This is a genomic window from Streptomyces sp. NPDC043876 (genome assembly GCF_056435825.1).
In genome coordinates, this window is sequence record NZ_JBWKDV010000012.1 from 194,987 (window position 1) to 221,613 (window position 26,627).

Below are 26,627 nucleotides of genomic sequence, written 5' to 3' on the forward strand. Positions count from 1 at the left end.
CCCCCTCCTGGTCGGAACGCGGGAGGGGACCGGCATGCCGGGGAGGGTCAGTACTGGACGTCCACGACGTTGTCGGTGACGACGAGACACCAGGAGTCGCCCCAGCCCTGGCCCTGGCCCTGGGCGAGGATGGTCCCGTTGACGGTGTGGTCGAACGTGAACCCCTCGAACCCGGGATGGCCTTGGGCGAGCGCGCCGGGACGCAGGAAGTGTTCGATCAGATACCTCATCCAGTCCTCGGCGTCGTGGAACTTTTCGCCACCGTCGAAGTGGATGAGGGTCCCGTCATCGCTGGCCACCCAGTGGCAGAACCGGTTGGGCTGCCCCATGGGCGGCCGGTTCACGTCGGTGACGTCCTCTGCGACCGTGGGAAGCGAGGGTGCCTCGCCCGCAGGCCAGATGTGGACTGGCTCCACGCAGTAGGGGCCCTTGAGGCTCGGCGCGGCCCGAGCGGGCGAACGCCTTGAGGTAGGCGACCTCGGAGGCATTGAGCGCAGGGACGACGGCGACGGCGCCCTCGAACTCGGTGTTGTATCCCATCGGAATCTCCGGAAGGCGTCAGCCGGAAGCCGCGCAACGCGGGACGAAGCGCGGACCGGTGTGGAAGGGGTTGGCTCCTGGTGACGAAGGAGCGGCGGGGCCGAGCGTCACTCGGCCGGTGCCTGGGGCGCGGACTTGCCGCGGGTGTTCCCGCCCCGGCCGCGCAGCTTTACCCCGCCCAGTAGCAGGCCCCGGTGGACGGCGCCGTACGACCGTCCGGTTTCCTCGGCGATCTGGCGGATCGACTTGCCCCCCTTGTAGTGGCGGGCCACGTCCTGCTGAAACTTCTCGGCGGCCTCGCCGGTCAGGTGCTGGTGCCGCCTCATCTTGGTCAGGCTGTCGGTGTCGGTGTCGGTGCTCGGGGAAGGCGTAGCGGGGGTGTTGGCACTGGTCATGGGTGCTCCAGGAGTTGTGGTGGAAGTGGGCATGACACGTCCGAGTTCCGGCGTGCGGCGTGCGTTGGGTGAGCAAGGGACGGGGGCGGGCACGATGCCTGCCCTACAGGCGTGCCTGTCGTCCCCCAAGACGGGAATGCCGAAGAGGTGGGACCGGGACGGGCCCACGCCGGAACGCGGGCATTCGGGCGGCGCCCTGATCGCCGTCCTCAGGATGAAGCGGGCGCCATGGGCGGGAGCAGCCGGTCCGCGTGCTCGTTGAGGATGTGGCGCTCGCAGGCGTCGGCTGCGTCGGCGTGCCGCTGGTGGTATGCGACCTCGCTGTGCTCGTCGCACATCACGCGGTAGTCCGTGAACGGGCCCGCCGTGTACGGCTCGGCTCGGACACCGGAGTCGGGCGTGGGCACGCGGGGGAAGGCGGCGCCCGGACTGCGGAACTCTGCGCAGTCGCAGACTCGGGCACGGTGGGAGGCGAGACCGGTGCGGCCGTCGCTGCTGGGGGCCATGTGGATCAGGCCCCCAGCATCGACCACGAGCACTCCCCGGTCCCGTGGTCCGTCCTGGCCGAACCAGTCGGCGCGGGCCGTCATGCTGCGGCCGTGGGTGCGGGCGATCCGCTCCAGGGTCGTGAAGAGACCCAGCCAGGCGCAGGGCCTGGCCCAGCCGTCGGCGCCGCCGGAAAGGGCGACGCCGACCAGCAGGGGGCGGGCCGAGGACTCGAATTCGGAGTGGCAGACGGCCATCTCGAACTCGAGCAGGCGGGTGTAGTCCTGCACGCTGACCGCCACGGGGCGGTCGAAGCTGATGGAACCGCTGACTATCTGCTCGTAGCCCATGGACTGCCTCCGCGTGGACGGGCGGCGGGGAGGGGCCGTGAGTGCCCCACCTGCCCTGGTGGGCCTGCCGGACGGGAAGCTGATCGCTGCCCGACACCTCAAAGGCTACCCGAACAAAAGAATCATGTCCACTTATCCATGATGATCAACGGGCCTGGTGTAGCTCTCTCAACCAGCCGTGCGGAAGCGTGCGACCGCACGCAGGAGACGCGCGGCGGAGTCGGGGACCACGTCGAGCTCGCCGGCCAGCCACTGGGAGGTCACTTCCTTGCCCTCGGCCTCGGCGGACGAGACCAGCGCCAGCACCTCCCGCTCACGAGGGGTCAGCCCGTTCTCGTCGCGCTGGGAGAGGACCGGCGCCTTACGGGGGGCGGAGGCACGCTGCAGGAACCACGCCTTGACTTCCTCCCAATCCAGCAGGCCATCCGAACCCGGGGACGGGAAGGGGGTTTCGGAGCCCGGCGGGTGCTTCCTGATGTGCCCCGCGATGGCCTCCACGATCACGCCCAGGGTGTCGGCCAGCTGCTTGCGCGTCATGCGTGGCGCCACGGGCACCGCCGTGCTGACCGTGTGCCGGGTGCGCCCCGGCCCCTGCCGGCCCGCCTCGGTCGCGAACGGCTGCTTCTCGTACCACGCCAGGACTGCGTCGCGGTCGCGGTAGTGCGTCCTTCCGGAGTCGGGTGTCGGCGCGGGAAAAGGGTCCCTTTTCTGGTTCACCCAGTTTCGTACGCCGTACTCGGTGCGGCCGGTCGCCGCGGCGATGTCCGCGATCGTCACCTTCGCGGGGAGGGCCTCGAACGCTGCCCTCACCTGTTCCAGGTCCGTCTGGGTGCCGTCATGCGGCTGCTTGCTGTCGTCTTCCATCGGGGGGCTCCAATCTCGGGGACCACCCCCGAAGAGTCATCATTCATTAAGATACGTGATAGGTCGGGCTGCCGGGCGGCCAGCAGTGGCCGGCTCCCGGCGGTGATGTACCGGTTCAGGTGGGCACCTCGTGTCTCATTCCGATTCCGGGCCGATCGATGTGGAGTCAGAGCGCCGGCGCGCCGAGGGCCTGGGGCAACTCCACGGCCCGGCCGCGCTCCTCCGCGCTGACGTGGTGGGTCGCGCGCAGGCCGATCAGGCAAATGCCGAGGCGTCCTGACTTGGCGAGCCACGGCGCCGAGAGCGTCACCTCGCCAGTGGACGAGTTCACCAGCACCAGCGGGTCGTCCGGCGTAGCCACGATGCTGTTGAACGCCTCGGCGAGCTGGTCCAGGCGCTCAAGCGTCACGCGGTGCTCATCGGCTGCCAGGCGCTGCGCCTCGCGGGCGAGCCGCTCGTCCTTCTCGGCGGAGGCGAATGCCGTCTCCCACGCGCTGAACAGGAGGTGCGCTCTGATCTGAACGCGGAACTCCTCGGCGGTCCCCAGGCGGGCGAGGAACCGGGCTGCGGCGCCAGGCCGGAACCCCACCGGCTCTGCCCACGGCCGGGGTTCCGAACTGACAGAGGTCGACCCCCGGCGTGGGGGGGCGCGGGGACCGGGGATGCGAGGATCCGGGACCTGGTCACCGCCTGCACCAGGACGACCGAGGCTCGCCGGGACTGCATCGCCTCGCGCACGCTGTGCGTCCAGGCGTGGGTCGTGGACTTGCGGCGCGGTAGGTCTACGGCCAGCAGGAGATCCCCTGGTGCGACATCCTCGGCGGTGGTGAGGACCCGGGGACGGGACTGTGCGGCCGGGAACTGTTCCACACGGTGACGGGAGAAGGTCCGGTCCGTTCGGGTGTCGTCATGTGGCAGGAGGTCCCGCCAGATCGTGTCTGCGAGCCGGGCCGCGTCGTGCCGTGCCTGCTGATGGGTCCTCATGGCGACTGTCCTGGTGGGGGTTTGGGGCGGAGATGCGGCGCCCGCTGGTGAGCGGGCGCCGCACCCGTTTCAGCGGCCGGTGACCTCGAACACCCGAACGCGGTAGTCGATGAGGCGGTAGCCGATGTCGGCCCACTCGGCCGCGTGCTCGACCGCGTCGCGGCTCAGGTACAGGTTGCGGAGAGCCTCGACCTCGGGCTCTGGTACGCGGTGCTCCGCGATGACGCTGTAGCCGTTCGGGTCGAGCAGCCGGACCTCGAAGGTGCGCACGAGGAGGGCGGTGTTGGTGAGCATGGCGACTCCGACCGTGAGGGTATCCGGCACGATCGCGCCGACATGTATTAAGATACCTGAGATTCGGGTTCGCGTCCACCTATCCATGCGGACCCATGCAGCGCCCCCTTTGGGCGCCGATGAAACTGACTCTGCGTACCGACGGAACGACAGACGCTCATTGCGCGGGTGAGCGACAATGCGAACTATGACCTCAGGGGGACGTCAACAGACGATCGGCGAGGCCTTGGCGTTCACCGACCGTCAGTACCGCCTCTATACCGCGGTCCATGAGGTAGGGCACGCGGCCACAGGCTTGGCCACAGGCAACTGCTCCGTCAGTTCCTGCGAACTCACGATCGCACCTGATGCGGCGACGGATGCCTTCACGGACATCTCCTGGGTGCCTGACCACACTGCCCAGCGCACTCAACTCATCTTTCTGCACGGCGGCCTCCTGGCCCAGGAACAGTGGCTGCGGGAGATGGAACTGTGGACCCCGGAGCGCAGCCGCGCCGCGCGAAGCGGCGCATGCCACGACTTCGCGGCTATGGAACAGCTCACGGCAGATGAGTCGTCGATCCGCAAAGCGTGCGACGACAGCCGTGAGTTGATGGTCCGGTACTGGCGCGGGATCGTGGAGGCAGCTCAGATCCTCTACGACTCAGGCCGCATCACCGGTCAGGAGATCTGTGATGCGCTCAACAAACACGCGTAGGCGAATCGCCCCGGCGGGGGGACGGGACGGAGCGGTTGGGAAGCGATCTCCACTGAGCATTGGAACAACGCAGCTCAGCAAGTTCCGTCGGTGCCCCCCGTGCGCGGCGGCAAGGCCTTCCAGTCGGGTTTGCAGCTCTGCGGCTCGCAGGTGACCGTCGCGCCCGAGTTCCGGCCTGCGTACTCCTTCTCCCAGATGGTGACTCTCGCCCAGGCTCTCCCCGGGCTGCTGTAGGGGCCCTCGAACCAGGTGAGCGTCATGAAGTCGCGGGCGACCTCGTTGGTTCGCCGGTACCGCTGGAGGTCGGCTTCAAGTTCGGACGCGTCCGTGTATCTGACAGTTACTGCGGTGCGGAAGTAGTCCCCAGACGGGCCCGCGCCGATGTTGCGCGCCATATGACTGTCTCCTTGGGTCGATGCGGATGGGGGGAGGGTGGCCGGCCCCCTATGCGCCGGCGGTGGCCTCGCGGTCGCGGGCTTCCCGCCGTCGCCGTGGCAGGGCGAGAGGCGGCCTCGGATGGCGGCCCTGGGGGCCGGTTCTTGCCGCTGGGCGTGGCGCGCGTGTTCGCGGGGCGGCCGCGCGCAGCGGTGGTCAGCTGCTCGAGGACGAAGGTGCGCAGTCGCTCTCCGGCGGTGAGGGTTGACGTCGTCCCCGATGTGAGGGGGAGCTGGGGCCGACGCGAGGTCGGCCCCCGGCCCCTACCGGTTGTTGCGCCGAACTTCGCGGATGCGCCGGAGCCGGTTGACCGTCCCAGGTGCTGCCTCCAGGGCGGCTGCACGGTCGATGAGCTGATTGAGGTGCTGGTAGTAGGAAACGGGGTTGAGCCCGAGGCGCTCGCGGATCACTCGCTCCTTGGGGCCGGGGTGCTGCCAGGTGCGCGACTCGACCGCGAGCATCGCCCTCTCCAGAGGGGAGAGTGAGTCGGCCGGGGCCTCGGTGCGGGGCTGGGTGCTCATGGGGTCTCCTTCACCGGGCTGCTGCCCACGTCGTGTGCCGCGTCCTGACGCCATCCCTTCGCGACATCTATTAAGATACCGTAATTTTCAACTCGTGTCCACTTATCCATGCGCGAATGCTGACGGTGAGGGGGCTGCGGTAGCCGCCGATTCAGGCGCTACGGGATGGCGCGCCGGGTCGGAGCGGCGCGACGTAGCAGGCGCGTCCTGCACGGATCAGCACCCTGCAAAGCTCGTCGCGGAACTCCCCCGGACCGGGCAGGGTCCGAGAACAGGAGGGCTTCCACGGCGGCGGCCACGCTCATCTCGCGTCCATGCTGACCTGGCTGCGCGGCTCCATCGGGGCCTCCGCTCGGCGTATGCGACGGTCAACGACCGTAGAGGACAGGGCAGGTGGCGCCAGAGGAAGGGCTGGTACTCGCGGTAATCGACGCTTACCCCTTCATCGTCGACCCCGCCGGGCTCACGAAAGCACGGGTACCTCGTTCAGCCAGGTGAAGGCGAACCGGACGCCGCGTACATCTACTCCGCCCCCCATCACCGACCCTGGCCCCAACGTTCCGGGAGACGGGAATCCGGAAGCTCGAGCCGGCGGCCTCCGTGCTCGAACCGGTGTGGGAGGGCGGCGCGACCCGGCACCGTCGGTGGTGCTGGTCGAAGAGCCGAAGTGGGCTACGCGGTGAGGTCCACGATGAGGACCGTGGCGTTGTCCACGTGGGCTCCGGCGTGTCCGATAGCGGCTTGGACGAAGCCGAGGGCAGCTTCACGAGGCGTGCCGCAGAGGTGCATGGCCAGGTCCCGGCCCGAGTCCTCCAGAGGCTCGTACGCTCCGTCGGAGGCGAGCAGCAGACGGCCTTCGGCGCGCCGGCTGACGCTCTCGATGACGGGGTGCCGGTAATGCCGCTGGGTTTCCTCGTCGGTCTGCGTGGCTCCGAGACAGGAGGTGACCACATTCCGGTTGCCCCACGCGGGGTAGACGCGGCGCTCGTTGTGATCCTCGGTCAGGCGCTCCAGTCCTCCGTTGTGGAGAAGGTAGGCACGTGAATCCCCGGACCAGGCGACGGTCAGGTCTTTGCCCGGCACAGCTACGGCGACGACTGCCGCGGCCAGCGGCAGCTCTTCCCACGCATGGTTGCGGGCGGGTTCGGCGGCGTAGCGGGCGTGAAGGGCGCGCAGCCCGGATTCGGCGTCCTGCAGGGCAGCTGCGGCATGGGCCAGACGACGGGATGCTGCCCGCGTCCATGCCCGAACGGTGTCGTCGGAGCCGATGCCGTCGAGAAGTACGTATGCCCGCGCCTCGCCGACCGTGGCAACGGAGGTCGCGTCGCACTGGTGAGAACGTCCTCCGATTCGCTGGGCAGAGGCATAGAGGGTCATGGTGGAGCTCCTTCAGCTGGTAGGACCCTCACCAGGAACAGGGTGCTCGGGAGGGGGCGTGCCGGCCATCTACCGGGGCCTGTGGACCTCCGGTTGTTGCCTGGGGACGAGACGGCCTGGGCTTGTAAGTGACGTGGGCGGAACCAGTAGGTCCCGCCCCACGCCGGAAGTCAGGACTAGGCAGTGTCTGATGGCTCTTTGATGAGGTCGCGGAGCCAGATCACGATGGCTGCGGTGGCCAGTGTGCCGTTGAAGATGTAGTCGCGTTTGTCGTACCGGGTTGCAACTGCCCTGTGCTGTTTCAGCTTCCCGATGCACCGTTCGACGGTGTTGCGCTGGCGGTATTGCTCGCGGTCGAACGCTGGCGGGCGGCCGCCGGCTCGGCCGCGTTTACGGCGCTTCGCACGCTGGTCGTCCGGCTGGGCGATCGTTGCCTTGATCCCACGTTTACGCAGGTAGGCGCGGTTGGCTCGGCTGGAGTAGGCCTTGTCACCACGGGCCCGGTCCGGCCGTGTTCGCGGGCGACCGGCTCCGGTGCGGGCCACGTTCAGGGCCTGCATGAGCGGGATGAGCATCGGGCTGTCCCCGCGCTGGCCGGGCGAGGTCAGCCATACCAGCGGTCGGCAACGGTCATCCGCCAGCAGGTGGACCTTGCTGGTCAGTCCGCCCCGGGAGCGTCCCAGGGCCTCGCGGCCCTCTGGGTCCTCACGTGTGCCGCCCCCTTTTCGGGGTGGTCGGCCGGGGCTGCATGCGGGGCTCCGGCGGCGTGCTGGTGGGCTCGGCAGGTGGTGGAGTCGATGTTGACCGCCCACGCGCCGTCCGCGTCCGGGGCGGTGGAGTCGGCACCGGCCTGCAATGCTCGCAGGATCTTCGACCAGGTCCCGTCGGCCGACCAGCGGCGGTGGCGTTCGTAGACGGTCTGCCAGGATCCGTAGCGTTCGGGCAGGTCACGCCATGGAATCCCGGTCCGGGTCCGGTAGAGCACTCCGTTGACCACGGTCCGGTGATCGGCCCACCGACCGCCTGGGGCGCCGGTCTCCGGCAGCAGCGGGGCTATGCAATCCCACTGAGCATTCGTCAGTTCATGCCGACGCACCATGGCCGACTCTTGCCCGGAACGGGAGTAGATCCACCATCCGGGCAAGAGCCATCAGACACTGCCTAGGCGTTCTTGCCCTTGGGGGCGGCGCCGGTGAGGCTGCCCTTGGGCGCCTTCTTCACGGACACCTCTCCGCCCTTGGGCAGTTTCTTCGTACCGCTGACCAGGTCCTTGAACCCCTGGCCCGCGCGGAAGCGCGGCACGGAGGTCTTCTTGACCCGGACCCGCTCACCGGTCTGGGGGTTCCGGGCGTAGCGGGCCGGACGCTCTACCTTCTCGAACGAGCCGAACCCGGTGACCGAGACCCGATCACCCTTGACAGTCGCACGGACGATCGCATCCAGAACGGCGTCGACGGCGTCAGCCGCCTGCTGGCGGCCGCCGAGCTTGTCCGCGATCGCTTCCACGAGCTGGGCCTTGTTCATGTTGTGACTCCTGAGTGCAGAAAGACGGGGATAAGGGTGGGGCACCGGAGGGCGCGCGATGGGCGCGCCCTCCGCAGCGCGGGGCAGCGGCCAGACACGTGGCGGAGGGGCGCTCCAGCCCTGGCGGCCACCTCGGGGTTCTGATGACTACGGGCTCAGAGGCCCGCCGTTCAGGGGAAATCGAATGAACCGGCGGGTTTCGATCCCGCTCCTCCTCCTCGACGGAGGCGTGCTCCCATCACACTCCGGTTCCAGGCAGGAGCTACCCGCCCTTGGGCCCAGGACGATGATCAGGCGCCTGGACTTGATTGGGGGTCGGAGGCGTTACCCCCTCCGACATGAACTATAGTACGCGAGAACTGATACCATGTCCACTCATCCATGCGTAACTAGGGTGTGGCTTCCCCGGGTTCGTTCCGGCGTTCGGCTCGCAGCCTCCAGAGCGTCGAGCGCGACTGGACGGCCGTTGATCAGTTCGTGGAACCTGCTTCGGACGAAACCAGGGCCGGCCCGACGCGGAATGCGTCGGGCCGCCCCGGATGGAGCCTTGCTAGCCGACTGCACCAGCCAGCCGCCGGAAGGTGGTCATGAGCTCCTCAGGCGGTGCAATTCTCATTGTCTTGCTCGCCTCGTCGAAGACCGAGATCGAGGTCAAGGTCCCGCCACGCCACCAGAAGACCCGCGGGGAGATTCGGCCAGGACCGTCCTCGTAGGCGCCGAGGCCGAACTGCGCGAGGTCGTTGACGGCTTCGCCCACGTGCTGGTCGGCCAGGGGGTAGAAGACGAGGTTGTGCCGGTTCGCGACGGTGAGCAGTGCACCCTCCTCAGGAATCTCGGGGCCGCCCGCAGCGCGCACGGCCTCGTCGAAGACGAGCGCCTTACTGGCCGCGAACATCGACGACGGACTGCCGAGCAGATGAAGGACGGCGCCGCCGGGGCGCTCCACGGTGTCGTAGTTGACCGGGTCCGCGAGCAGGTTGGCGCGCGCGGCTGCGTAGAGCGTGTTCCAGCCGACCTGAGCGACGTCCTCATCGCTCAGGAGCCGGATGTTGTCCGGGGTGTCCAGCGCGATGCCCTCCAGCAAGTCAGTCGCGATGGGGCGCAGGTAGCTGAAGTGCCGAAGGACCTCAGGCGGTATGGACTCGACCGCCACGAGCCGGAGGTACACCCCACACAGGGGGTCGGAGGCGTCGCCCCGGGTGGGCTGCCCGGACGGCTCCGGTGGCTGGACCGGGCGTGGTGCGGGCTGGCCGGCCAGGCGGGAAGCGGTCTGCGGCTCGGGCTGCATCGTCATAGTTGCTCTCCTCGATGGGCAATGACGGGAGGCTAGATCGCGTTGCCTGTGGATAAGGGAACCCACGACGGCTTGACCGGCGGACCGCCGCGGCCTCGCCCGCCTGATCTCCTTGGCGCCAGTGCCGGCTCAGGGACAGCCCTCTCCCTCCACCACCACGTCATGGGGCCAGAGGTCGTGATCGAGGAAGTGCGCCACAGCCTGGCAGGCGACGGGGAAGAGGACGGTTTCCCTGTCGGAGTACGTCTCGATCTGTCCGTCGGACAGCAGATATCCACCAGAGACGCCCTCGCCGCGCGGATCGACGAGGTGCTCGCCGGGGCTACCTGCGCCGTCCACCAGAGCAACCATCGCGCGCTCGCCGTTGGTAACCACATGCAGGAGGCGGCTCTGGTCATCCTCGAACCACGTCTCCTGGCTTGCCCAGTCCAGACTGTGTACGAGCAGCGACCGAGCTTCCGCACCGGAGTAGCCGTCAGAGGCATAGCCCCGCAAACGCCAGCGACACGGCATGGCCATTGGATCCTCCGCTCAGGGGTGCCCGGCGTACGGCCGGAGTCAGGCAGCACAACCTATGGCCATGAGCCGCAAAACGCCCCACCCGGGGCCTGGCTGGCTCCGCGGGCCAGAACGGGAGCTCGGCGAGGGAGCGGCCGGGCCGCCACGAGACTGTACGGTCCAGCGGACCCGTGTCGCCTGCGCCCCTTACGGGGTCTGGGCCCGGCGGACCCCGCAGGCGCCGCAGATGGGGGCCCGGTCAAAGTTGGGGTGCGCACGGCGGATGAACTGCTTGGCGCGGTGAAGGTCCTGCGGGGCGCCGAGAATGTAGGCGAGCGCGGTGATCAAACCCGGGACCAGGTGCTCGTCGCCGAACATCCGCGCTGTGGCGGCAGCGTTGGCCACGACCAGGGCGTGGTGCTCCCCGTTGTGGGCGGACATCGCATCCGTGAGGGCCTGCACCGGCCGCTCGGCGGCCTCCGTCGTGGGGTAGGCGCCGTGCTCGACGAGTTTCTTGAGGATGACGGCCCGGGTGTCCCACATGCGGTTGAAGGCGGTCGGCATGGGTGTGTCTCCAATTCGTGGGGAGGGTCGGTGCTCCGGCTGGGGCGACAGGGGCGGCGCCCGTGGGGATCACGGGCGCCGGGTGTCGGGTTTCAGCCCACGGAGCCGAGGACAGCGGAGAGGAGCATGCGCAGCCGGTCGACGGTGAGCGGCAGAGTCTCGCCGGTGGACTGGTCAATCCCGGTGAGCAGGACGGGGCCGAGGATCGTGCTGGCGCCGGGCTGGAAACGCCGGGCGATCTCAGTGGCCAGGGTGTTGGGCTGGCCCGCGTGATTGTAGAGGTACTCGTCGTCGAACCACATGTCGAGATGGTCGCTGAGCCGCAGAACGTCGAGCATGCCGCAGCCGAGAGCGGTGCGCATCGTGGCGAGGCTGTTGCTGGCGGGCAGGGAGATGACCTCAATGCGGGCGTCTGCGGTGAGGAGGAGGGCGCCGGTTTCGTCGTTCATGTTGTCCTCCGATGTGGGGTGGGTTGGGGTGCCGGGGCGGGGGGGCGGATCACCCCGCCCCGACATTCATTAAGGTACCCGACTATCTCTGTCGTGTCCACTCATCCATGCGAATTGCTGTGCGCCGCCGAGCATCTCGGTGACGCCCCTCGCCATGTCGACCCGCAGGACTTCGCCGGCGAGCGGGCGCAGATGCGCGGCGAGGACGTCCAGGCTCTCGTCGAGGCGGGCAATTCCCGCTGGAAGATGCAGCCCGCCGGGACGCCAACATGCGCGCGTCGTGGGTGTCGGAACTGCACTTCCGGGAGCGCGGCGCGGCGTGCACCTCGTGGCGGAAGCCTTCCTGCACCCGCTCGGCGGTCTTGTGGCGCGCGGGGCGGGAAGGGTCGCGTCTTTGTTGGCCCGGCCGGTGGCCGGTCGCTCGCAGCGCACGAGAGGGGGAGCCGTGCGGGGGCCGGGGCTGGGACGGTCGGGCGGGCGCAGGGTCGGAACGGGGGAGGCCGGCCCCCGGCCAGTGGCAGTGTGGGGGCGGGCCTGTTGGGCGGGGGCGGCTGCTGGGGTGCAGCAGAGCGGCGGTCAGGGGCGCTCGCGCCAGTCGACTTCCACCTGGCCGTAGTAGTTGACGTGGAAGTAGTCGACCATCGAGTCCGACCCGTCGAAGTTGTAGGCGCTGTGGATCTCCTTGAGGGCCCTCAGGATCGACTGCAACTCCTGCCCGGGTACCCACCGCGGCTGCCCCCACATGTCCGTCTCCTGGATGTAGCCCCATCCCTTCTCCGGGAGGTTGTAGACGTTCACACGGATCGCGCTGCCACCGGCGAAGTACTCGCTGCGGACGGATACCTTGATCTGCTTGGGCATGGTGGCGAGCGCGCCGAGCGAGTCGGTGATGGCGATCTCGGAGCCGGTCGCGGTGCCCAGCTTCGCCTCGACCTTGCGTGCGAGCTTGATGTCCGCGCGGATGCGCTTCGCGATCTCCGTGGTGGACAGGTTCTTGACCTCCTCGTACTTCGCGCCGTAGCGAACCTCGGGGAGGCGGTAGCCGTGCCAAGTGGAGGTGTCGCTGTCGCTGCCCTTCTTGATGACCTGGCCGTTCTTCTGTGCGGCGGCGATGGCGCGGTCCAGCATGCGCACGGCGGCGTCGCGCTCCTCCGTGCCGGTGCGCGCGTGGAAGATCAGGTTCTCCAGGATCCAGACCTTCTTCATCGCCCGGTTGCCGGGCTCGCGCTTCTCGTCCGTGATGCGGGTGCGGGGGGCCTGGGTCATGGTGGCGGTCATCGAGATTCTCCGTCGTTCGGCGGGCGGGCGTCGTCGTACTCGTTGCCCGGGGCGGGGGCCGGGGGTGCTGCGCCCTCCCGACATTCATTAAGGTACCCGACTCTCTTTGTCGTGTCCACTCATCCATGCGAACTACTGTGCGCCGCCGAGCATCTCGGTGACGCCCGTCGCCATGTCGACCCGCAGGACTTCGCCGGCGAGCGGGCGCAGATGCGCGGCGAGGACGTCCAGGCTGTCGTCGAGCTCGGGCAGGTCGCGCCAGAAGACGCTGTCCTCGGTCACGCAGCTGGCCCGCTGTCCGAAGCCGCGCGTGCGGGCGGTGTGCCGGAAGTGGACCTCGACGACGTCGTCCAGGCGCCGGAAGGCGTGCGTTTCCAGGGCGCTGCGCACCTCGTCGGCGAAGCCGGCCTTCACTCGCTCTGCGGCCTCCTGGCGCGCGCTCTTGCTGCTCATGGGCTCTCCTCGGGGTGGCGCGCCGCCGGGGCGCGTGCGGGTTTCGGTTCGCGCAGTGGCCCCGCCCGGGCGCGCGGCGCCGCGGGCGGGGCGGGGGGTGCTACGCGGCGGCCCGCGCCCATTCCGGCAGTCGGGCGGCGTCGTACTCGTCGCCCGGGGCGAGGCACATCATGAAGAGCGCCCGCCGGTTGCGGCGGACCTTCTTGACCACCCCGGTCTCGCGCCAGATGCCGTCGAGGCGCGCCTGGTGCAGGGTGATCCACCCGTTGCGGATGTCCTCGATGTGCCAGCGCTCCAGGATCTCCGGCATGCCGTCGGCCCACCGGTGGCCCGAGCGGACCTCGTCGCTCTCGCCGTCGTGGCGCGGCTGGAGGCGCACGATGTCGCCGCAGTAGAGCTGCATGTCGACCGCGTTGGTGAGGACCCAGATTCCGGCCATGGTGGAACTCCTTTGGAGAGGGGGAGTGGTTGGAGCCGGCCGGAGATCCCGACCGCGTGGCGACAGTCATTAAGGTACCGCACGATTCGAGTCGTGTCCACTCATCCATGCGTGTCTTCTGGCGTTGGGATTCCGGGCTCCCTGGCGTGCGGTCCCGAGGTCGGCCGATTGCCGCCCCTGGGTGCGAGTCGGCCGCGCCGCCTCGCACGCCCGCCGTGGGATGCGGCTCCCCGTCCGCTGTCGGTTGACCTGGCCCCGGCCTGCGTTCGCCCTCGCGCGCACCGCTTCGGGGGTCGGTGCTCGGCGGGTTGTGTGCCCGCCCCGGCGGCCGCCCGCCGTACGGAGACATTCATTAAAGTACCGGACTGCTATTCCATGTCCACTCATCCATGCGTATCATGGGTGTTGTGCGGGGCGGTCGAAGCTCTCCAGCCCCGCCGTGCGAGGCGCAGCTGCGCCCCGTACGGCCTGCTCCCGGCCAGGAGCGACCACCGGACCGAACTGGCGAAAGGCGCCCCGTGCCCATCACCCCGCAGGAATCGACCATCGCCCACGAGTACGAGGGCGCCCCCGGCACCGAATACGTCTTCGCGGTCTCCGACATCGCCCGCGCCGCCCGGAGCCTCCTGGGAGACGGCTGGAGCGCCGCGTCCGGCTTCTGGGGCGTGACCGGCGTTATCGCCGCGCCCTCCGGCAGGAACTACCTCGTGGGCGTGGACAACAGCGGGGGCAACAACCACGGGGACCTGTACGTCCAGGACGACAGGCCGTACCCGCTCGCCTACCTCACGGAGCTCACTGCCGCGCACGGCCTGGACGCCGTCGCGGCCGACGTCGCCGACGCCATCCGCACCGCCGAGGCCGACGAAAGCTGAGACGCCCCGCCCGGGGCCGGCCAGGCCCCGGGCCGGCGAAGACCAACCTCATCGCCGGCGGCCACCGGCCGCCGCGCACCGAACCCGAAGGGCCCTTGGTGAACCTGCGTGAACTGGTCGTCGGAGGCAACACCGCCGACATCCTGACATCCAAGCTCCGCTCCGCCGCCGCCGCGTTCGGCGCCGAGCCGGGCGACCCGAACAACTCCGGCGCCCTGGCGGAGGTGCTCTCCCGCGCCGGTATCTACGCCGCGACCGACGCCGGCGAAACCGCCGGGACGCTCGACGTCTGGAACACCGCCTACTGGGCCCTGATCGCCGCCCTCGCGAGCGTCGGGGCCGTTCGCAACGCCCACCCGGCGGACATCCAGCGGATCAGGCACGCCCGTGCCGCCACGGCCGAAGCAGTCACCGCCTTCGCCGACGCGGCGCAAGCGCACCCCGGCGAGTAACCCCCGACGCGCCGGGGCCGCCGTATCGTGCGGGCCGGCCTGATCCCCGCCGAGCGGTTGAGCGGCGGGAGGAGTCCGCCGGCGCTTCGAACCGTGGGACCTGGTTGGGGCATCACGCACCCACCGCGGCCCCGCGCGCCCAAAAGCGCCGGCGGCCGTCTCGGCGACCGTGTTGATGTGACGCCGCTGACCCGCCGGCCCCGGGTTCGGTGGGGCGCACCACCTGAAGACATTCATTAAAATACCGTCCGGCTATTCCATGTCCACTCATCCATGCGTAAGATGATGTTTGTGAGGGGGGCAGCCCCTGCCGCACTGCGGTTCGTTCCGCAGCCGCCACCCACTGTCTCCCGAAGGGGCCCCGCCGTGAACAGCCTCACCCGTCATCTCCAGGCCTACCCAACCCGCCCGCCACGCACGTAGAGGCTCTTGAGCAGGTGCTGGCCGCCCACGCCGGAGAGCCGGACAACGAGTTCGCGATCACCGCCACCAGCGGTGTCTACGGCCAGGGCGTCCGTACCGGCCTCACCTGGGGCCACCTGCGCGCCCTTCTTGCCGAGCTCAACCCCGCCGAGCCCGCGCGGCCCTGAACCGGCCGCCGTCCCCCAGCCGCGACCGGACCTCGCCCCGTCCGGTGCGCCCGCGGCACCCGGCCGCGCACGCCCGGAGCGGCCGGGATCCCCGACACCCGAGAGGAGCCGCCATGCCGCCCGCCCGCACCACCGGCACCGTCATCGTCGCCGGCCGACCGGCCGCCGTGACGGCGGTCAAGGAGCGCACTGTGCCCGCCCGGGCAACGAAACTCATCGGCCTCGCCGCGGGCAAAGGCTGGGACGTTGAGCACGGCTGGGACGAGGACGGAGACTTCACCGCCGACATCCAGGCGGACACCGCCGAGGAGGGAGAGCTCAGCTGGTCCCTGATCTGGCGCGACGGCACCTACCGGCCGGACCTGTCGACCGACCGCGCCTCCCTCAAGCGCATCACCGACGACATCGCCCGGCTCACCCTCAAGGAACCCGAGTACGACTGCGCATGCGCCGACGACGATGACGACCTGCGGCCGGCGGCGGCCCCTGCCAACCGGGTCTGCCTGGAGCACGCCACCACCGTCACCCGCTTTCACGAGAAGTTCGGATGGCGGGCCCGCAACCCGAACGGGAGCTGGTCGGTGACGACCCGGCTCTACGAACTGGCGTCCTGGCAGGACGGCGAGGCCGAGGGCTACCACCACCGGCCGGAAAGACCTGAGACGAACGACCAATGGGCGGGCTGGATCGGCGGCCGCTACACCGTCGCGCAGCAGACCACGTCCGCAGACGCCATCCCCGAAGCGGTGCGCCTGGCCCACACCCCCGTGCCAGATCCCCCGCAGGCCACCCGCTCCCCGGACCGCGTCGCCCCGGACGCCCCCTGAGCGCCCGGCCGTTCGACGGGTTCGGGACCACCCCCGCCCGGGCCACCGCGGCATCCGGCCGCCCGAGGCCGACCCGCTTTCCCCCACCATCCGTTCCTGCACTGGAGCCCGTCATGCCCTACGGCCACACGATCACCGCCGGCCTGCTCATCGTCGACCGGTCCGACATCGGCTCCTACCAGGCGGGACACGAGCCCGTCTGGCTGGTCGAAGCGATCGAGCAGGAAGAGACCTATCGCCCGGGCGCGCGGCCGCGGACCTGTGCCCGGCTGCGCAACGCTGAGGCCCACGGCGTGGACACCACCGAGACCAACTCGGGATGGACCCGCCTGCGCCCCCTCACCCACATCGTCGAGGCCGCCGGCGACGCCGACCGGGCCAACCCCCACGCACTGCGCATGGACGTCGCCCTGCACGCATTCCTTCGCACCCGCCTCTTCCAGTGGTGCACCTCCGACGACTACGCCACCGTGCGGGACCTGGCCGCCGCCCCCTACGACGGACAGGGCCGTGCCGTGTTCGTTCTCGGAGCCCGCCCCGTCACCCCCCACGGCCTCGCTTACGAAATGGGCGCCCTCTCGGCCTGCCTCTCCAACCTCGACCTCGCCCTCCAGGAAGGCCGTACCGCGGCCACCGACCTCCATGAGGCCGGCACGTCCCAACAGGCACTGCGTGAGACCCGGCAGCAGCTGCACGGCGTCCTGGATGCGCTGGGGTCCTGAGGCCACGCCTGCCCCCGCCGAGCCCTATCGCCGACTTCGCCCCAACTGGCAAGGAGCACAACAACGTGAGCACGCTGCTCATCCCCCGACCGCTGGACGCACCGGCCGACTGGCCCGAGTTCCCCGAGCCGAAACCGGTGAGTGCCCACTCCCCGCTCCTTGCGCAGGCATGCCCACCGCTGGCGCTTTCCTGGGTGCAGGTCACCCCGGCCGTCCTCGACTCAGGGAGCAGTGACCTGATCCACGCGTGGCTGACGATGAAAGGTGCTGCCGGGCCGGTCGCGGTCGTCTACCGGCACCGGTTCAACCGGGTTTACCCGTGGGGCTGGCACTGCGGCGTGTACGTCATCGGCGCCCCGCTGCATCGGCAGCCGGGAAAGACGATGGACCACTCGTGCAGGCGGTCCGGTGTCACCCGAAGCGTCGAAGAAGCCCACGCGGAGGCTGCGGCCCACATCACGCACCGGCACCCGGACGCCGCGGTGCCCTACCACCCCCGACTCCTGAGCGCCTGGCAGTTCTACGCGCGCCGGCTCAGACCCAGCACGTAGTCCGATTCGCCACCTCATCCGCTTCGAAGGAGCACGATCATGCCCACCGGCAATCTGTCTACGCAGGCATCCCCCGCCCCGACCGAGGGCGACCTGCTGCGCGCCGAGCTGGCCGCCCTCGGCCACCCCGCCTTCCCGGGTGGCGACAGGGGAGCGAGCTACCTGATCACGGCCGTCGCCCCGGAAGACCCGGACGACGAGGACGCTCCCTACGGTGTCCCGCACGTCCTGATGTACGCCGGCGAGCGGGCCGACCGGCCCGCCACCGAGCACCACGAGCGCTGGTCCGCGCACCTGCACGGCGCCGACGGCGAGTACGTTGCCACCATCTTCGACGGATCGCCGACACCGCTGGACGCCGCCGCCGACGCGGCCCTGTGCGCCCGCGCGGTCACCACATGGCTCCGCGACTACCTGGGCACCGCCCCGCCGCACGCCACACCCTGAGCTGCCGCCCGAGCGTCCCGGGGCCGGCGCGACCGGCGTTCCGGCCGGCCGTGTCGGTGCCGCCCGCTACCGTGCACATCCAGGGCGAGCCGAACGCCCATCCGTCCGACTGCCGCCCACGCCGGCAGCCGCTGGGAGAAGGTTCCACGGGATCCGGCGCGCCCCACCCTCTGCACGGTCCACCCCCGGTGCCGGGTGGCGTGGGAACCCCGGCCGTACGGGAGACGATCGTGACCAAGCACAACGCCCACAAGCAACGCGCCCGCGCCCTGCAGGCCGAACTGGGCATCGGCTACCACCAGGCTCTGACCCTCTCCCGCGGCGGGAGCACCCCGACCCCTGCGGTGGTCCTGGAGCGCCGGCGCCCCCACTACCCCGGCTGGAGTGTCCTCGTGCCCGGGGAGCGCGCTCGCACCGCCGACCTCGACTACCGCGACCGGGACACCGAACTCGACCGCGTCCTCGACGCGATCGGCCGCCAGGCCACCGGACCGCTCCCGGCCGGCGAACTCCCCGACCGCCTCACCGTCCCCGTGCGCCGAACCACCCCCGGCCAGCGGCTGGCCGAGCGCCACCGCCTCACCGAGGAGATCTACGTTCGGGCCGGCCGCGGCCACCACACCATCCACGACGCGTACGCCACAGCTGTCACCGACGCCCTGGAACGCGCTGGACTGCCCGTCACCGACTCCTGGTCCGACGGCGGAGAGCCACGCCAGATCGTCATCACCCTCACCCTGGCCCCCGCGGCGGACCCCGACGAAGGCGAGCAGCTGCTGATCCTGTGGGACGACGAGGGCGCCTGGCAGTACGCCGCGGTGCGCCCCGACGGGTCCAACAACCACCCCGAGCCGCTGGGCGCCGGCCCGCTGGACCTGCCGGAGCAGGTGGCCGAAGCCGTCCGTACCCACCTGCGCCGCGACCCTGTCCTCCCACTACCCGGACCCGACTGGCACCCGCCGGCCGACTACGCCCCCGACTCCCGCCCGTACGACCTTGGCGCCGACGACCCCGACCCGGCCTTCGAACGCTCCCTGGCCGCCTACCTCACCCACCCCGCCTGGACCTCGGCGCTCTCCGCGGCCCGAGGAACGGCGCCCGGGAGCTCCGGTTGACCACCAGCCGACGGCACCTCGCGGCCACCCTGCCCCCTTGTCCCGGACACCGCGTCCGGGCCGTTCACCAGCATCGGTGACTTCGCCGTACGACGGCGCCCGGCACCGACCCGAAGGAGACCCTGTGACCCACTCGCTGCCCCCCGGCACCCGCGTCACCCACATCGGCCAGCAGTGGGCGACCAGTTCGACCACACCCGAGGGAACCGCCGAGGTACTCGAGACCGGCGGCCCGTACCCGGACAGCAGCTACGAGTACCGCGTGAGGGCCACCCGCGACTTCAGCCGACGGCCCGGCCCCGACAACCCGATGGACCGAGAGGTGTGGTGGTCCTCCCGGGCCGTGCGCCCGACGTGTCCCCGGTGACTGACCGACGGCCGGCGCCGCCCTCCCTTCGGCCCGGGCTGTGAGGCTGTGTGGTTGTTGGGCTGTTTTCCCAGCTGGGGCCGGGTGCTGTGAGGGTGTTGTGAGCTGAAGCGGGCCTGCGTGAGACCCGGCTGGTCCGACGCCGAGGGCGTCCGTACGGGCAGGGTCACGCCTCACCGGCTGCCTCCGCTCTCCGGCACGCGGGCGGGCTGGCCGTGGGGCCGGGGAGGGACTGGAGGGACCGGCCGTTCTTGTTGTGGGAGGCCGCGGGGCGGGGTCCTCGTGCCGGCGCCGGGCATCGTCGGGGCGGCCGCCGGAGCCCGGCCTGTGGGTACGCGGCCGTCGGCGTTGCGTTGGGAGACCTGTTGTTCGTCCGCGGTGCGGGACCCAGGTGGGGGAGTTGCCTGTTGCGCGCTGCTGGGAGAGGGGCCTGTTGCGCGTCCTCGGCGGCCGGAGTGGGCGTTGTCGCTGGGGTGGCCGGCGCATGACGGTCACTGCGGCGGACTGTCGGGATGCACCGGCTGTGCCTCTGGGGAAGAACCTGTGAGGGGGTGAGGCTTCTCCCCTGTTTTCCCAGGTGAAGGGGGGTGCTGTGAGGGTGTTGCGAGCTGTTGCGGATGCGGGTGTTGCGTCTGTGGGGGCGTTGCGCCGGTTGCGCCGGTACCCCGTTGCGGTTGCGGCGTGCCCGGCCCGGGCTGTTGCAGGCGAACCTGTTGCGCCTGTTGCGCCTGTTGCGGCCGAGCGGCGTTGCGCCGGCGTCGCAGTTGCGGCGGGGTGCCAGCTTCAGCCGATGCCGCCGGGGCGTTCGCGGTTGCGCCGGTTTCGGTGTTCTCCGCGGAGTCCGATTCGGTGCGGGGTCCGAACGTGAGGCCGACGGTGGTCACAGGACCGCGCGGTGGCGATCGAGCCTCCTGACGAGCAGAGCTCCAGTGCTCTGCGTGGTAGCGGCGATGGCCGGTCCCACGGCCGCTGCGGCTTCGGGGGCCGGCCCGCGGCCCGGGAGGTGCGCCCCCTGCTTCCGCGACCGGCTGTTGCGCGCGTGGCCGGCCTGTGAGGCTGTGTGCCTGCCCGGCTGTTTCCCAGGTGGGGCCGGTTGCTGTGAGGGTGTTATGAGCTGTTGCGGTACACGCCGCGCATCGAAGGCCTGCGACGGGGAACTTCACGGGCTGCTGGGCCGACCCCTTGTTCGCACGGAGTCTGGGGCGGAAAGGCCGGCGCGGGCCACCTTGGGCCAGGGAGGTTTCTCGCCTGCGGCAGAGGCCAGGCGTGAGCCCGGGATGCGAGGAGCCGCCGGCATCGGGCCCCTGGAGCCGGCGCGGGTGACAGCGCGAGCAGCCGGAAGGCCCGGGCGGCGCCGTGCCCCGCATGACCCGGGCCCGGCAGACCCGGTGGCTGCGCCGGCTCACTGTCAGCCTGGCTGTGAGGTTGTGAGGTTGTTGGGCTGTTTTCCCAGGTGGGGCCGGGTGCTGTGAGGGTGTTGTGAGCTGTTGCGGGACTGCAGGGTCGTGATGCTCAGGCACGTTCGCACCCCCTGTGACTGCTGCTGGGGGGAGGGCGGCCCGAGCGCGGTGCGAGACGGCGCGCACCGGCCGGCACCGGGAACCCGGCGCTGGCCGCCCGGGCACGATGAGTACCTGGAGCGAGGTGCCCTGAGTACACCCGCGCAGGCCAGCCGGCAGCCGGAACTGCTTGGCTGTGCCCATGCGTGAAGCGATCCCAGCCCCGACTGCCGCCAGCCCCGCCGAGAACTCGGGCCCCGACGGGGTGTCGATGTGGATGACGGCCTGGACGGTGCTCCTGATTCCCGTGGCCTTCCTCTTCGGAGCGCTCGCCCCGATGGCCACGGACGCCCACCCCCAGACCGTGGCGGTCATCATGGCCTTCTGGTGGGCGTCCTGGACAGCCACCCCGCTGCTCGTGGTGGTCTCCCGGCTGTTCCCCGGCCGCCCGGTCCTGGCCAGGGCGCGCCGGTGGGCTGGGCGTGCCGCGCTGATCCCGCCGATGGCCGTGATCCTGCTGGCCATCACCCTGTAGCCGGTGGCTGCTCCCGGCGTCGGGGCGGGGCGCCGTGTTCAGCCGCGGGGTGACGCGTGGACCGGGCACTGTGCCCGGACGTGGAGCCCGCGGCCGACTGACATCCGTTGCCGAACACCGCGAGCAGTTCGGGGCGTTGGCGGCGCCGTCCTTCCCGCGGCGCGGTCCCGCGACCGGGAGAGCGGCAGAGGGGCTCTTGCTCGCGGAGCCCGCCAGGCTGTGAGGCGGGTTGTGAGGCTGTGAGGTTGTAGGGCTGTTTTCCCAGGTAGGGCGGGTTGCTGTGAGGGTGTTGTGAGCTGTTGCAGCTTCCGCTCGCACCCCCTGACATGAATACTTCGCGATGCTCCTGCGGCAGCATTGCGAAGTGTTCTAGGGTGGGCGCATGAACCCAGACGTGACGGACGTGCCGCCCGTAGAGCTCCTGGAGGCGGACCAGGTCCTGGCCGTCAACGTCGGCCGCCGCTGGCCCACCGTCGAGGACGGCAGCGCCACCGAGGACGAGGTGGTCCTCGGCGCCTGGTCGCCGTGGAAGGGCCGATCTACCACCCTGCGGCACTTCGACCCGGACCGGATCGCGGTCATCGTCGCCTGCCGGCTCGGCGAGACCATGGCCGTCTACGACGTCCTGCCCGACAGCCGCGGCGACCGCTGGCACTGGACCGACGACGAACCCCGCCGCCGCATCGTCTTCCACGGCGCGCCCTCCATCCGCTACGCCGCCCAGCTGAGCGCGCCGGCGCCGACCTGGAAAACGGGCGAGGGCACGCCCGTGAAGGTCCTCGCCCTCAAGGACCTCCTCGAGGGCGAGCAGTCCCCCGCCGGCCAACCTCCCACCCGCCACACCGTGGTCGGGCAGGCCGTTATCACGCTGAGCGCCGCCGGCCACCTCACCGTCTCCGTCCCCCCGGAGTACAGCGTGACCGTCCAGACCCGCGCGCCCCACGACAGGAGCAACTGACCCATGGACGCCCAGAAGTTCAACGAGGGCCTGGCCCAGCTGCGCGGCCTGCGGGATGAGATCAAGAAGGCCGAGAGCGCCCTGGCCAAGCTCCACGCCCGCCGCGAGCGCCAGATCAAGGCCGTCGCCACCTACGAGAAGGCCCAGGCCGACCGGATCGCGCCCGCCGCCGGCCTGTCGGTCAAGAACATCACCGACCTCGCCCCCCACCTCGCCCCGGAGCCGGCCGCCACCCAGCCCGGACCCGCGGCGCCGAAGGCCACCGCCGCGGGTCCGGCGCTGCCCGGCGCCCCGGCCCCCGCCCTGACCCCGCACGCCGCACACCAGCCGTCCGCCGCACCGGCGCCCACCCCCGCCATGCCAGCCCCGGACACGGCCCAGCCCGCCGCTGCCCCGACGCCCGTACCGGCCCTCGTTCCCGCGCCCGTACCGGCCGCAGCTGCCCCGCCGGAGGCCGGCGCCCCCGCCGCGCCAGCCCCGGACAAGACCCCGGCCGCCGCCTCGGTGTCCGGGCCGACCCTGGCTCCCGTGTCCGAGCCGGCCGCTGTCCCGGTGACGGAGGAAGACGGCACCGCGCCCCGGAACACCCCCGCCGCCGTGGAGCCGGCCGCTGCGCAGGAACCGCCGGCTGCGCCCGTACCGGCTGCCAGCCCGGCGACACCCCCGGGCCCCCCGGCCGCCTCCCCTGCGGCTCCCGCCGGGCGGGAGCTGCCCACCATCCCGGCCGGCGCCGACGGCGACCGCTGGTTCACCGTCGCCGCCGACAACCTCCGCTCCACCCGCCCGAAGTACCCGCAGCAGGTCCGCCCGATGGTGTTCCTCGACGCCACCACCGGCGACCTGATCCACCGCGGGCAGCGGGTACGCCTGGACCTCGGCCACCGCAGCGCGGATGAGATCCTCACCGCCGTGTTCGCCCACGTCCCCGACACCGTCGAGTGCATCTACCTCACCGCCGGCGACCCCTGGCACCGCGACGCCGCCCGCTACCCCTACCTCCGCGACGCCGTACGCGCCTGGCTCGATGCCCCCATGCCCAGCGGCTGGACGGTTGAGACCCGCCGCGGCAAGGACTCCATGGCCGGCCACTTCATCCACGAACGCAACCCCGTCGGCCGCTGGCAGCGCGGCAACAGCCACATCCAGATCCGCAACGTCGCCGAGTGGTTCGACCCCGACGGCGCCGACGTCGCCGTCGTCCGCCACGCCTTCACCCTCCTGTGGGAGGGCCTGAAGAAGGAGTGGCCCGACGTCGTCCTGATGGGCTCACCCAGCCAGACCGGCCGCGACCTTTGGACCCGCACCATCCCCACCAAGGCCGGCGCCCGCTGGATCGACGGCTACCCCGTCATGTCGGACGAGATCCGCCAGCTCCTCCACGCCACCTCCGGCCAGGGCCGCACCGAACTCATCACCCCGCCCCGCGTACCCGCCCAGCTGCCCCAGCTCCACGAGTTCGACCGCACCCTGGCCTACGGCAAGCACACCTGGACCTCCGGCGTCGGCGCCCCCCAGCGCGTCACCGCCCGTGCCTTCGCCTCCTTCAGCGCCAAGGAACAGTCCAACGCCCTGTTCGCTCCCGGCCACTGGCAGGTCAAGGTCACCATCCCCGACGGCTGGAACCACGTGGGCATCCTGCCCTTCGCCATCGAGGGCGAGAAGGCCTGGTCCTACCCCCACGAAGCCGGCCGTACCTTCACCACCTGGTGCGGCGGCGCCGAGGTCAACCTCGCGCTCCGCAACCCCCTCGTGCCCTGGAAGGTCGAGATCCTCGACGGGCTGCTGTGGGAAGCCGGTACCCCGCTGAAGGACTGGTCGGAGAAACTGAAGACGATCTGGGGAGCCCTGGAGGCCGCGGCCGCCCTGGCCGGCAGCGACGAGCTGCGCCAGTCCTACAAGCTCGCCTCCCGCGCGGTGCGCAGCATCCTGCTGTACGGCATCGGCTCCTTCGCGCAGCGCCCGACCACGACCACCGGCACCGTGCCCGCCGGCCGCCAGGACCAGATCCCTCCGGGGGGCCGCATCCTGTCGATGGACGGCGAGACGATCACCTGGGAGCGGACCCGGATGAGCCGCAACGAGAACGCCCATCCCGAGTGGTGCACCGGCGTGTGGTCCGCGGCCCGCGCCGCCCTGCTCTCCACCCGCGCCAAGGCCGCCGACGGAACCACCACGCATGTGGGCGCCCTCCACCTGCCCGCCGGCAGCGTCGTCGCGTTCCGCACCGACGCCATCTACACCACAGCCACGGCCGACTGGCCCTACAACGGAGAGAGCGGTGACTACCGCCTCAAGGGCGTCCTGCCGTACCCGGTGCCGGCGCCCACCGACGAAGCCGAGTTCTCCACCCTGCAGTCCCTGGGCCGCGCCATGCTCCAGGAGCAGCAGGAACAGGGCCAACTCCGCTGACCGCCCACCCGACACGACGAGGAGGACTCCCGCCCATGCCCCCGCGCAGGCGCCGCAAGAACGCGCCGCCCCCCAGCGAAGCCGCCCGCCTGACCAACGCCCTCCTCGGCGAGGGCTTCAGCAAGCGCCAGGTCGCCGAGATCCTCGGCCGCAACTCCGCGATCGTCAGCCACTTCTACACCCGCGGCCCCGGCTCCGGCGCCTCCTACACCCAGGCGCTGCGCGCGGTGGTCCAGGAGGTCCAGGCCGGCGGCCCCCGCGACACTGCCTCCCTGAAATCCCTGGCCGCCCAGTACGTGACCCGGCGCCGCACCAAGACCGGCCGCATCGCCCGGGTCCGGGGAAAGGACGCCGCCCAGCACGCCGCACCGGGCGAAGAATGGACCTCCGGTATCGCCCGGGCCGGCAAGCAGCACATCGCCTCCGGCGCCTCCCGCCTCAAACCGATCGTCGACGCCGCCGCCGCGGAACCCGACGGTGTCGTCGCCTTCACCGTCCGCGCCTCCAAAGGCCGCTTCCTCATGCCCTCCGACCGCGAGTACCCCACCGGCCGCGCCCACCACATTGTGGAGCGCCCCGACGGAACCGAGGAACGCAGCTACGGCAACGGCGCCGCCGGCTTCGACGCCCGCGAGTTCCAGGACCGCGTCACCGCCAGCGGAGGCGACGTCACCGCCGCCCTCACCGGCTGGATGGTCGAAACCGGCCGCCTCGCCGAAGGCGTCAAGATCTCCCACCTCGAACTCCGCGGCTGGAAACGCCGGAACTGACACCTGGCCCATCCGAGCGGGCCCGTGTGCCGTTCCTCGCAGCGCACGAACGCCGGCAGGCCGCCCTGGGACTCCCTTCCCAGCCCCGGCTCAGCCTTCTCCGTCGTTCGCGCGGGATCGACGCGGTGCCCGGGCGCTCCGGGCGCCGGTCCCCGGCGATCAACCGCGGGCGGTCATGCGGTGGAACTCGGGCTCGAAGCGGAGGCTGACCCGGCCCAGTTCGGCGCCCGCGCGTCCGGTGACGTGGCAGGTGACGAGGTCGGGCCGGCCAGCGGCCGGGGAGTGGAGAGCAGGCCGGTTCAGGAGGACCAAGTGCTCGGCGTGCTCGAGGATCCGCGGGTAGCACAGGTCGGCGGGACGAGGGACGTCACCCGGGTAGGGGTCGAGGTGCGTGGTGGCGACGACCGGGATGTCCAGGCCGGCGGCGAGGGAGGCGGCCCGGGTGGCGGCCGAGTCGGGGGAGAGGTCTTGACCGGGGTCGCCGGCGAGCCCGAGGTCGTCAATGACGATCAGCCGGGCACCGATGCCACGCGCGGCGGCGCCGAGCTGGGAGAAAGCGTCGTGTCCGGGCCGGATCAGGCGCAGTGGCCACCGGCCCGTCCGGTCTGCGGCCTCGGCGAGACGGGCCCGGTCGGGCGGCTGGGCCGCGGTGCGATCGAGGTCCTGCCCGGACTCCGCCGCCAGCAGCATCCGGTGAGTCGCCCTCGGGCTCGACTGCAGCTCGGCCAGGACCACCGGCAGGCCGCCGGCCAGGTTGTGGCGGGCCACTCCCAGAGCCAGCGCTGTGGTCCCCGACATGGTCCTGCCGGCCAGGACGGTCAGCGTGCCCGGCCGCAGCGGGCCCAGCAGTCCAGCCAGAGGGCCATGCCCCACCGTCGCCGCCGGCTGGGGAGGTTGGACCGGCGGACGGGCGGCGCGCGGGGTGCGCAGGGAGGCCAGGGCCGCGGTGTAAGGGATGTTGGCCTGGGCGGCGAGCCGGCGGGCCCGGGCGGCGAGGTCGTTGCTGGTCTTCTTCCGGCCCATGACGGTGTCGCTCTCCGGCACGTACCCACGCTGCGCGCCGTAGCT

Annotated in this window: 32 protein-coding genes and 1 pseudogene; 14 read left to right on the forward strand and 19 right to left on the reverse strand. The window is 71.0% G+C overall.

Translation table 11 applies throughout. From position 1 onward, the window contains the following. Positions 1–47: 47 nt before the first annotated feature. From AC0693_RS32035 to AC0693_RS32060, 6 genes are all read right to left on the reverse strand, one after another. On the reverse strand, positions 48–416 hold the full coding sequence (locus tag AC0693_RS32035; protein ID WP_478803711.1) for a hypothetical protein: 369 nt from the start codon (positions 414–416) through the stop codon (positions 48–50). Positions 417–647: 231 nt separating this feature from the next. Next, positions 648–866, reverse strand: a complete 219-nt coding sequence (locus AC0693_RS32040; RefSeq protein ID WP_478803756.1) for a helix-turn-helix domain-containing protein — start codon at positions 864–866, stop codon at positions 648–650. 278 nt (positions 867–1,144) lie between these two features. After that, positions 1,145–1,771, reverse strand: a complete 627-nt coding sequence (locus tag AC0693_RS32045; RefSeq protein WP_478803712.1) for a hypothetical protein — start codon at positions 1,769–1,771, stop codon at positions 1,145–1,147. Positions 1,772–1,939: 168 nt separating this feature from the next. Next, entirely contained in the window at positions 1,940–2,635 is a 696-nt protein-coding gene (locus AC0693_RS32050; RefSeq protein ID WP_478803713.1) for a hypothetical protein, read from the reverse strand. Between the two features lie 166 nt (positions 2,636–2,801). Continuing rightward, positions 2,802–3,224, reverse strand: coding sequence for a hypothetical protein (locus AC0693_RS32055; RefSeq protein ID WP_478803714.1), 423 nt, complete (start codon positions 3,222–3,224; stop codon positions 2,802–2,804). A gap of 464 nt (positions 3,225–3,688) precedes the next feature. Further along, positions 3,689–3,913 (reverse strand): hypothetical protein, encoded by a 225-nt coding sequence (locus tag AC0693_RS32060; RefSeq protein ID WP_478803715.1) that lies wholly within the window; start codon positions 3,911–3,913, stop codon positions 3,689–3,691. A gap of 187 nt (positions 3,914–4,100) precedes the next feature. Between AC0693_RS32060 and AC0693_RS32065 the strand changes: the two genes are divergently transcribed. After that, a complete protein-coding gene (locus tag AC0693_RS32065; RefSeq protein WP_478803716.1) occupies positions 4,101–4,610 on the forward strand; it encodes a hypothetical protein in 510 nt (169 codons plus the stop codon). A 74-nt stretch (positions 4,611–4,684) separates the two neighbouring features. Here the strand turns inward: AC0693_RS32065 and AC0693_RS32070 are convergent, their stop codons facing one another. The 12 genes and pseudogenes from AC0693_RS32070 to AC0693_RS32125 all read right to left on the reverse strand — a co-directional run bounded on the left by AC0693_RS32070 (position 4,685) and on the right by AC0693_RS32125 (position 13,442). After that, complete coding sequence (locus AC0693_RS32070) at positions 4,685–5,005, reverse strand: hypothetical protein (protein WP_478803717.1); 321 nt, start codon at positions 5,003–5,005, stop codon at positions 4,685–4,687. 303 nt (positions 5,006–5,308) lie between these two features. Beyond that, positions 5,309–5,566 (reverse strand): DUF3263 domain-containing protein, encoded by a 258-nt coding sequence (locus AC0693_RS32075; protein ID WP_478803718.1) that lies wholly within the window; start codon positions 5,564–5,566, stop codon positions 5,309–5,311. 672 nt (positions 5,567–6,238) lie between these two features. Beyond that, positions 6,239–6,943 (reverse strand): PP2C family protein-serine/threonine phosphatase, encoded by a 705-nt coding sequence (locus tag AC0693_RS32080; protein WP_478803719.1) that lies wholly within the window; start codon positions 6,941–6,943, stop codon positions 6,239–6,241. A 176-nt stretch (positions 6,944–7,119) separates the two neighbouring features. After that, a protein-coding gene (locus AC0693_RS32085; protein ID WP_478803720.1) for an IS5 family transposase occupies positions 7,120–8,042 on the reverse strand; the annotation gives its coding sequence in 2 pieces (ribosomal slippage) (positions 7,120–7,680 and positions 7,683–8,042; 921 coding nt in all). 83 nt (positions 8,043–8,125) lie between these two features. Next, a pseudogene (locus AC0693_RS32090) lies at positions 8,126–8,467 on the reverse strand (HU family DNA-binding protein); the annotation flags it as partial. A 550-nt stretch (positions 8,468–9,017) separates the two neighbouring features. Continuing rightward, the gene (locus AC0693_RS32095) at positions 9,018–9,761 is read right to left on the reverse strand and encodes a hypothetical protein (RefSeq protein ID WP_478803721.1); all 744 of its coding nucleotides are present in this window, start codon (positions 9,759–9,761) and stop codon (positions 9,018–9,020) included. A 129-nt stretch (positions 9,762–9,890) separates the two neighbouring features. Then, the gene (locus AC0693_RS32100) at positions 9,891–10,280 is read right to left on the reverse strand and encodes a hypothetical protein (protein ID WP_478803722.1); all 390 of its coding nucleotides are present in this window, start codon (positions 10,278–10,280) and stop codon (positions 9,891–9,893) included. A gap of 186 nt (positions 10,281–10,466) precedes the next feature. After that, a complete protein-coding gene (locus AC0693_RS32105) occupies positions 10,467–10,823 on the reverse strand; it encodes a hypothetical protein (protein WP_478803723.1) in 357 nt (118 codons plus the stop codon). Between the two features lie 92 nt (positions 10,824–10,915). Beyond that, a complete protein-coding gene (locus tag AC0693_RS32110) occupies positions 10,916–11,272 on the reverse strand; it encodes a DUF3846 domain-containing protein (protein WP_478803724.1) in 357 nt (118 codons plus the stop codon). Positions 11,273–11,848: 576 nt separating this feature from the next. Then, positions 11,849–12,550 (reverse strand): hypothetical protein, encoded by a 702-nt coding sequence (locus tag AC0693_RS32115; protein ID WP_478803725.1) that lies wholly within the window; start codon positions 12,548–12,550, stop codon positions 11,849–11,851. A gap of 132 nt (positions 12,551–12,682) precedes the next feature. Further along, positions 12,683–13,003 (reverse strand): hypothetical protein, encoded by a 321-nt coding sequence (locus tag AC0693_RS32120; protein ID WP_478803726.1) that lies wholly within the window; start codon positions 13,001–13,003, stop codon positions 12,683–12,685. 100 nt (positions 13,004–13,103) lie between these two features. Then, positions 13,104–13,442, reverse strand: coding sequence for a hypothetical protein (locus AC0693_RS32125; RefSeq protein WP_478803727.1), 339 nt, complete (start codon positions 13,440–13,442; stop codon positions 13,104–13,106). Between the two features lie 518 nt (positions 13,443–13,960). Here AC0693_RS32125 and AC0693_RS32130 point away from each other — a divergent pair. The 13 genes from AC0693_RS32130 (at position 13,961) to AC0693_RS32190 (ending at position 25,559) form a co-directional block, all read left to right on the forward strand. Continuing rightward, positions 13,961–14,317, forward strand: a complete 357-nt coding sequence (locus tag AC0693_RS32130) for a hypothetical protein (protein ID WP_478803728.1) — start codon at positions 13,961–13,963, stop codon at positions 14,315–14,317. Positions 14,318–14,415: 98 nt separating this feature from the next. After that, positions 14,416–14,769 (forward strand): hypothetical protein, encoded by a 354-nt coding sequence (locus tag AC0693_RS32135; RefSeq protein WP_478803729.1) that lies wholly within the window; start codon positions 14,416–14,418, stop codon positions 14,767–14,769. Between the two features lie 437 nt (positions 14,770–15,206). Beyond that, positions 15,207–15,359 carry a hypothetical protein gene (locus AC0693_RS32140; protein ID WP_478803730.1) on the forward strand — a complete coding sequence of 51 codons (153 nt, stop codon included), beginning with the start codon at positions 15,207–15,209 and terminating at the stop codon, positions 15,357–15,359. A gap of 113 nt (positions 15,360–15,472) precedes the next feature. Beyond that, the gene (locus tag AC0693_RS32145) at positions 15,473–16,186 is read left to right on the forward strand and encodes a hypothetical protein (RefSeq protein WP_478803731.1); all 714 of its coding nucleotides are present in this window, start codon (positions 15,473–15,475) and stop codon (positions 16,184–16,186) included. Positions 16,187–16,299: 113 nt separating this feature from the next. Next, positions 16,300–16,908: a hypothetical protein gene (locus AC0693_RS32150; RefSeq protein WP_478803732.1), complete on the forward strand. Its 609-nt coding sequence runs from the start codon at positions 16,300–16,302 to the stop codon at positions 16,906–16,908. A gap of 65 nt (positions 16,909–16,973) precedes the next feature. Further along, positions 16,974–17,459 (forward strand): hypothetical protein, encoded by a 486-nt coding sequence (locus AC0693_RS32155; RefSeq protein WP_478803733.1) that lies wholly within the window; start codon positions 16,974–16,976, stop codon positions 17,457–17,459. 39 nt (positions 17,460–17,498) lie between these two features. Further along, positions 17,499–17,906 (forward strand): hypothetical protein, encoded by a 408-nt coding sequence (locus AC0693_RS32160; protein WP_478803734.1) that lies wholly within the window; start codon positions 17,499–17,501, stop codon positions 17,904–17,906. A gap of 230 nt (positions 17,907–18,136) precedes the next feature. Then, positions 18,137–19,021, forward strand: a complete 885-nt coding sequence (locus AC0693_RS32165) for a DUF6292 family protein (RefSeq protein ID WP_478803735.1) — start codon at positions 18,137–18,139, stop codon at positions 19,019–19,021. Between the two features lie 124 nt (positions 19,022–19,145). Beyond that, positions 19,146–19,388, forward strand: a complete 243-nt coding sequence (locus AC0693_RS32170; RefSeq protein ID WP_478803736.1) for a hypothetical protein — start codon at positions 19,146–19,148, stop codon at positions 19,386–19,388. Between the two features lie 1,701 nt (positions 19,389–21,089). Next, positions 21,090–21,422, forward strand: coding sequence for a hypothetical protein (locus tag AC0693_RS32175; protein ID WP_478803737.1), 333 nt, complete (start codon positions 21,090–21,092; stop codon positions 21,420–21,422). 382 nt (positions 21,423–21,804) lie between these two features. Further along, the gene (locus AC0693_RS32180) at positions 21,805–22,380 is read left to right on the forward strand and encodes a hypothetical protein (RefSeq protein ID WP_478803738.1); all 576 of its coding nucleotides are present in this window, start codon (positions 21,805–21,807) and stop codon (positions 22,378–22,380) included. A gap of 3 nt (positions 22,381–22,383) precedes the next feature. Continuing rightward, on the forward strand, positions 22,384–24,789 hold the full coding sequence (locus AC0693_RS32185) for a Mucin-19 (protein WP_478803739.1): 2,406 nt from the start codon (positions 22,384–22,386) through the stop codon (positions 24,787–24,789). A 35-nt stretch (positions 24,790–24,824) separates the two neighbouring features. Beyond that, positions 24,825–25,559, forward strand: coding sequence for a hypothetical protein (locus tag AC0693_RS32190; RefSeq protein WP_478803740.1), 735 nt, complete (start codon positions 24,825–24,827; stop codon positions 25,557–25,559). Positions 25,560–25,718: 159 nt separating this feature from the next. Here AC0693_RS32190 and AC0693_RS32195 read toward each other — a convergent pair whose 3' ends face one another. After that, entirely contained in the window at positions 25,719–26,603 is an 885-nt protein-coding gene (locus AC0693_RS32195; protein WP_478803741.1) for a DnaB-like helicase C-terminal domain-containing protein, read from the reverse strand. Positions 26,604–26,627: the final 24 nt, after the last annotated feature.

Excerpts from the sequence above, each read along its gene's own strand:
- AC0693_RS32160 (WP_478803734.1), top strand. The coding sequence starts at position 17,499 with ATGCCCACCGGCAATCTGTCTACGCAGGCATCCCCCGCCCCGACCGAG.
- AC0693_RS32150 (WP_478803732.1), top strand. The coding sequence starts at position 16,300 with ATGCCCTACGGCCACACGATCACCGCCGGCCTGCTCATCGTCGACCGG.
- AC0693_RS32185 (WP_478803739.1), top strand. The coding sequence starts at position 22,384 with ATGGACGCCCAGAAGTTCAACGAGGGCCTGGCCCAGCTGCGCGGCCTG.
- AC0693_RS32115 (WP_478803725.1), bottom strand. The coding sequence starts at position 12,550 with ATGACCGCCACCATGACCCAGGCCCCCCGCACCCGCATCACGGACGAG.
- AC0693_RS32145 (WP_478803731.1), top strand. The coding sequence starts at position 15,473 with ATGCCGCCCGCCCGCACCACCGGCACCGTCATCGTCGCCGGCCGACCG.
- AC0693_RS32125 (WP_478803727.1), bottom strand. The coding sequence starts at position 13,442 with ATGGCCGGAATCTGGGTCCTCACCAACGCGGTCGACATGCAGCTCTAC.
- AC0693_RS32050 (WP_478803713.1), bottom strand. The coding sequence starts at position 2,635 with ATGGAAGACGACAGCAAGCAGCCGCATGACGGCACCCAGACGGACCTG.
- AC0693_RS32080 (WP_478803719.1), bottom strand. The coding sequence starts at position 6,943 with ATGACCCTCTATGCCTCTGCCCAGCGAATCGGAGGACGTTCTCACCAG.
- AC0693_RS32070 (WP_478803717.1), bottom strand. The coding sequence starts at position 5,005 with ATGGCGCGCAACATCGGCGCGGGCCCGTCTGGGGACTACTTCCGCACC.
- AC0693_RS32175 (WP_478803737.1), top strand. The coding sequence starts at position 21,090 with ATGCGTGAAGCGATCCCAGCCCCGACTGCCGCCAGCCCCGCCGAGAAC.
- AC0693_RS32110 (WP_478803724.1), bottom strand. The coding sequence starts at position 11,272 with ATGAACGACGAAACCGGCGCCCTCCTCCTCACCGCAGACGCCCGCATT.
- AC0693_RS32045 (WP_478803712.1), bottom strand. The coding sequence starts at position 1,771 with ATGGGCTACGAGCAGATAGTCAGCGGTTCCATCAGCTTCGACCGCCCC.
- AC0693_RS32180 (WP_478803738.1), top strand. The coding sequence starts at position 21,805 with ATGAACCCAGACGTGACGGACGTGCCGCCCGTAGAGCTCCTGGAGGCG.
- AC0693_RS32190 (WP_478803740.1), top strand. The coding sequence starts at position 24,825 with ATGCCCCCGCGCAGGCGCCGCAAGAACGCGCCGCCCCCCAGCGAAGCC.
- AC0693_RS32040 (WP_478803756.1), bottom strand. The coding sequence starts at position 866 with ATGAGGCGGCACCAGCACCTGACCGGCGAGGCCGCCGAGAAGTTTCAG.
- AC0693_RS32095 (WP_478803721.1), bottom strand. The coding sequence starts at position 9,761 with ATGACGATGCAGCCCGAGCCGCAGACCGCTTCCCGCCTGGCCGGCCAG.
- AC0693_RS32105 (WP_478803723.1), bottom strand. The coding sequence starts at position 10,823 with ATGCCGACCGCCTTCAACCGCATGTGGGACACCCGGGCCGTCATCCTC.
- AC0693_RS32065 (WP_478803716.1), top strand. The coding sequence starts at position 4,101 with ATGACCTCAGGGGGACGTCAACAGACGATCGGCGAGGCCTTGGCGTTC.
- AC0693_RS32075 (WP_478803718.1), bottom strand. The coding sequence starts at position 5,566 with ATGAGCACCCAGCCCCGCACCGAGGCCCCGGCCGACTCACTCTCCCCT.
- AC0693_RS32100 (WP_478803722.1), bottom strand. The coding sequence starts at position 10,280 with ATGGCCATGCCGTGTCGCTGGCGTTTGCGGGGCTATGCCTCTGACGGC.
- AC0693_RS32120 (WP_478803726.1), bottom strand. The coding sequence starts at position 13,003 with ATGAGCAGCAAGAGCGCGCGCCAGGAGGCCGCAGAGCGAGTGAAGGCC.
- AC0693_RS32060 (WP_478803715.1), bottom strand. The coding sequence starts at position 3,913 with ATGCTCACCAACACCGCCCTCCTCGTGCGCACCTTCGAGGTCCGGCTG.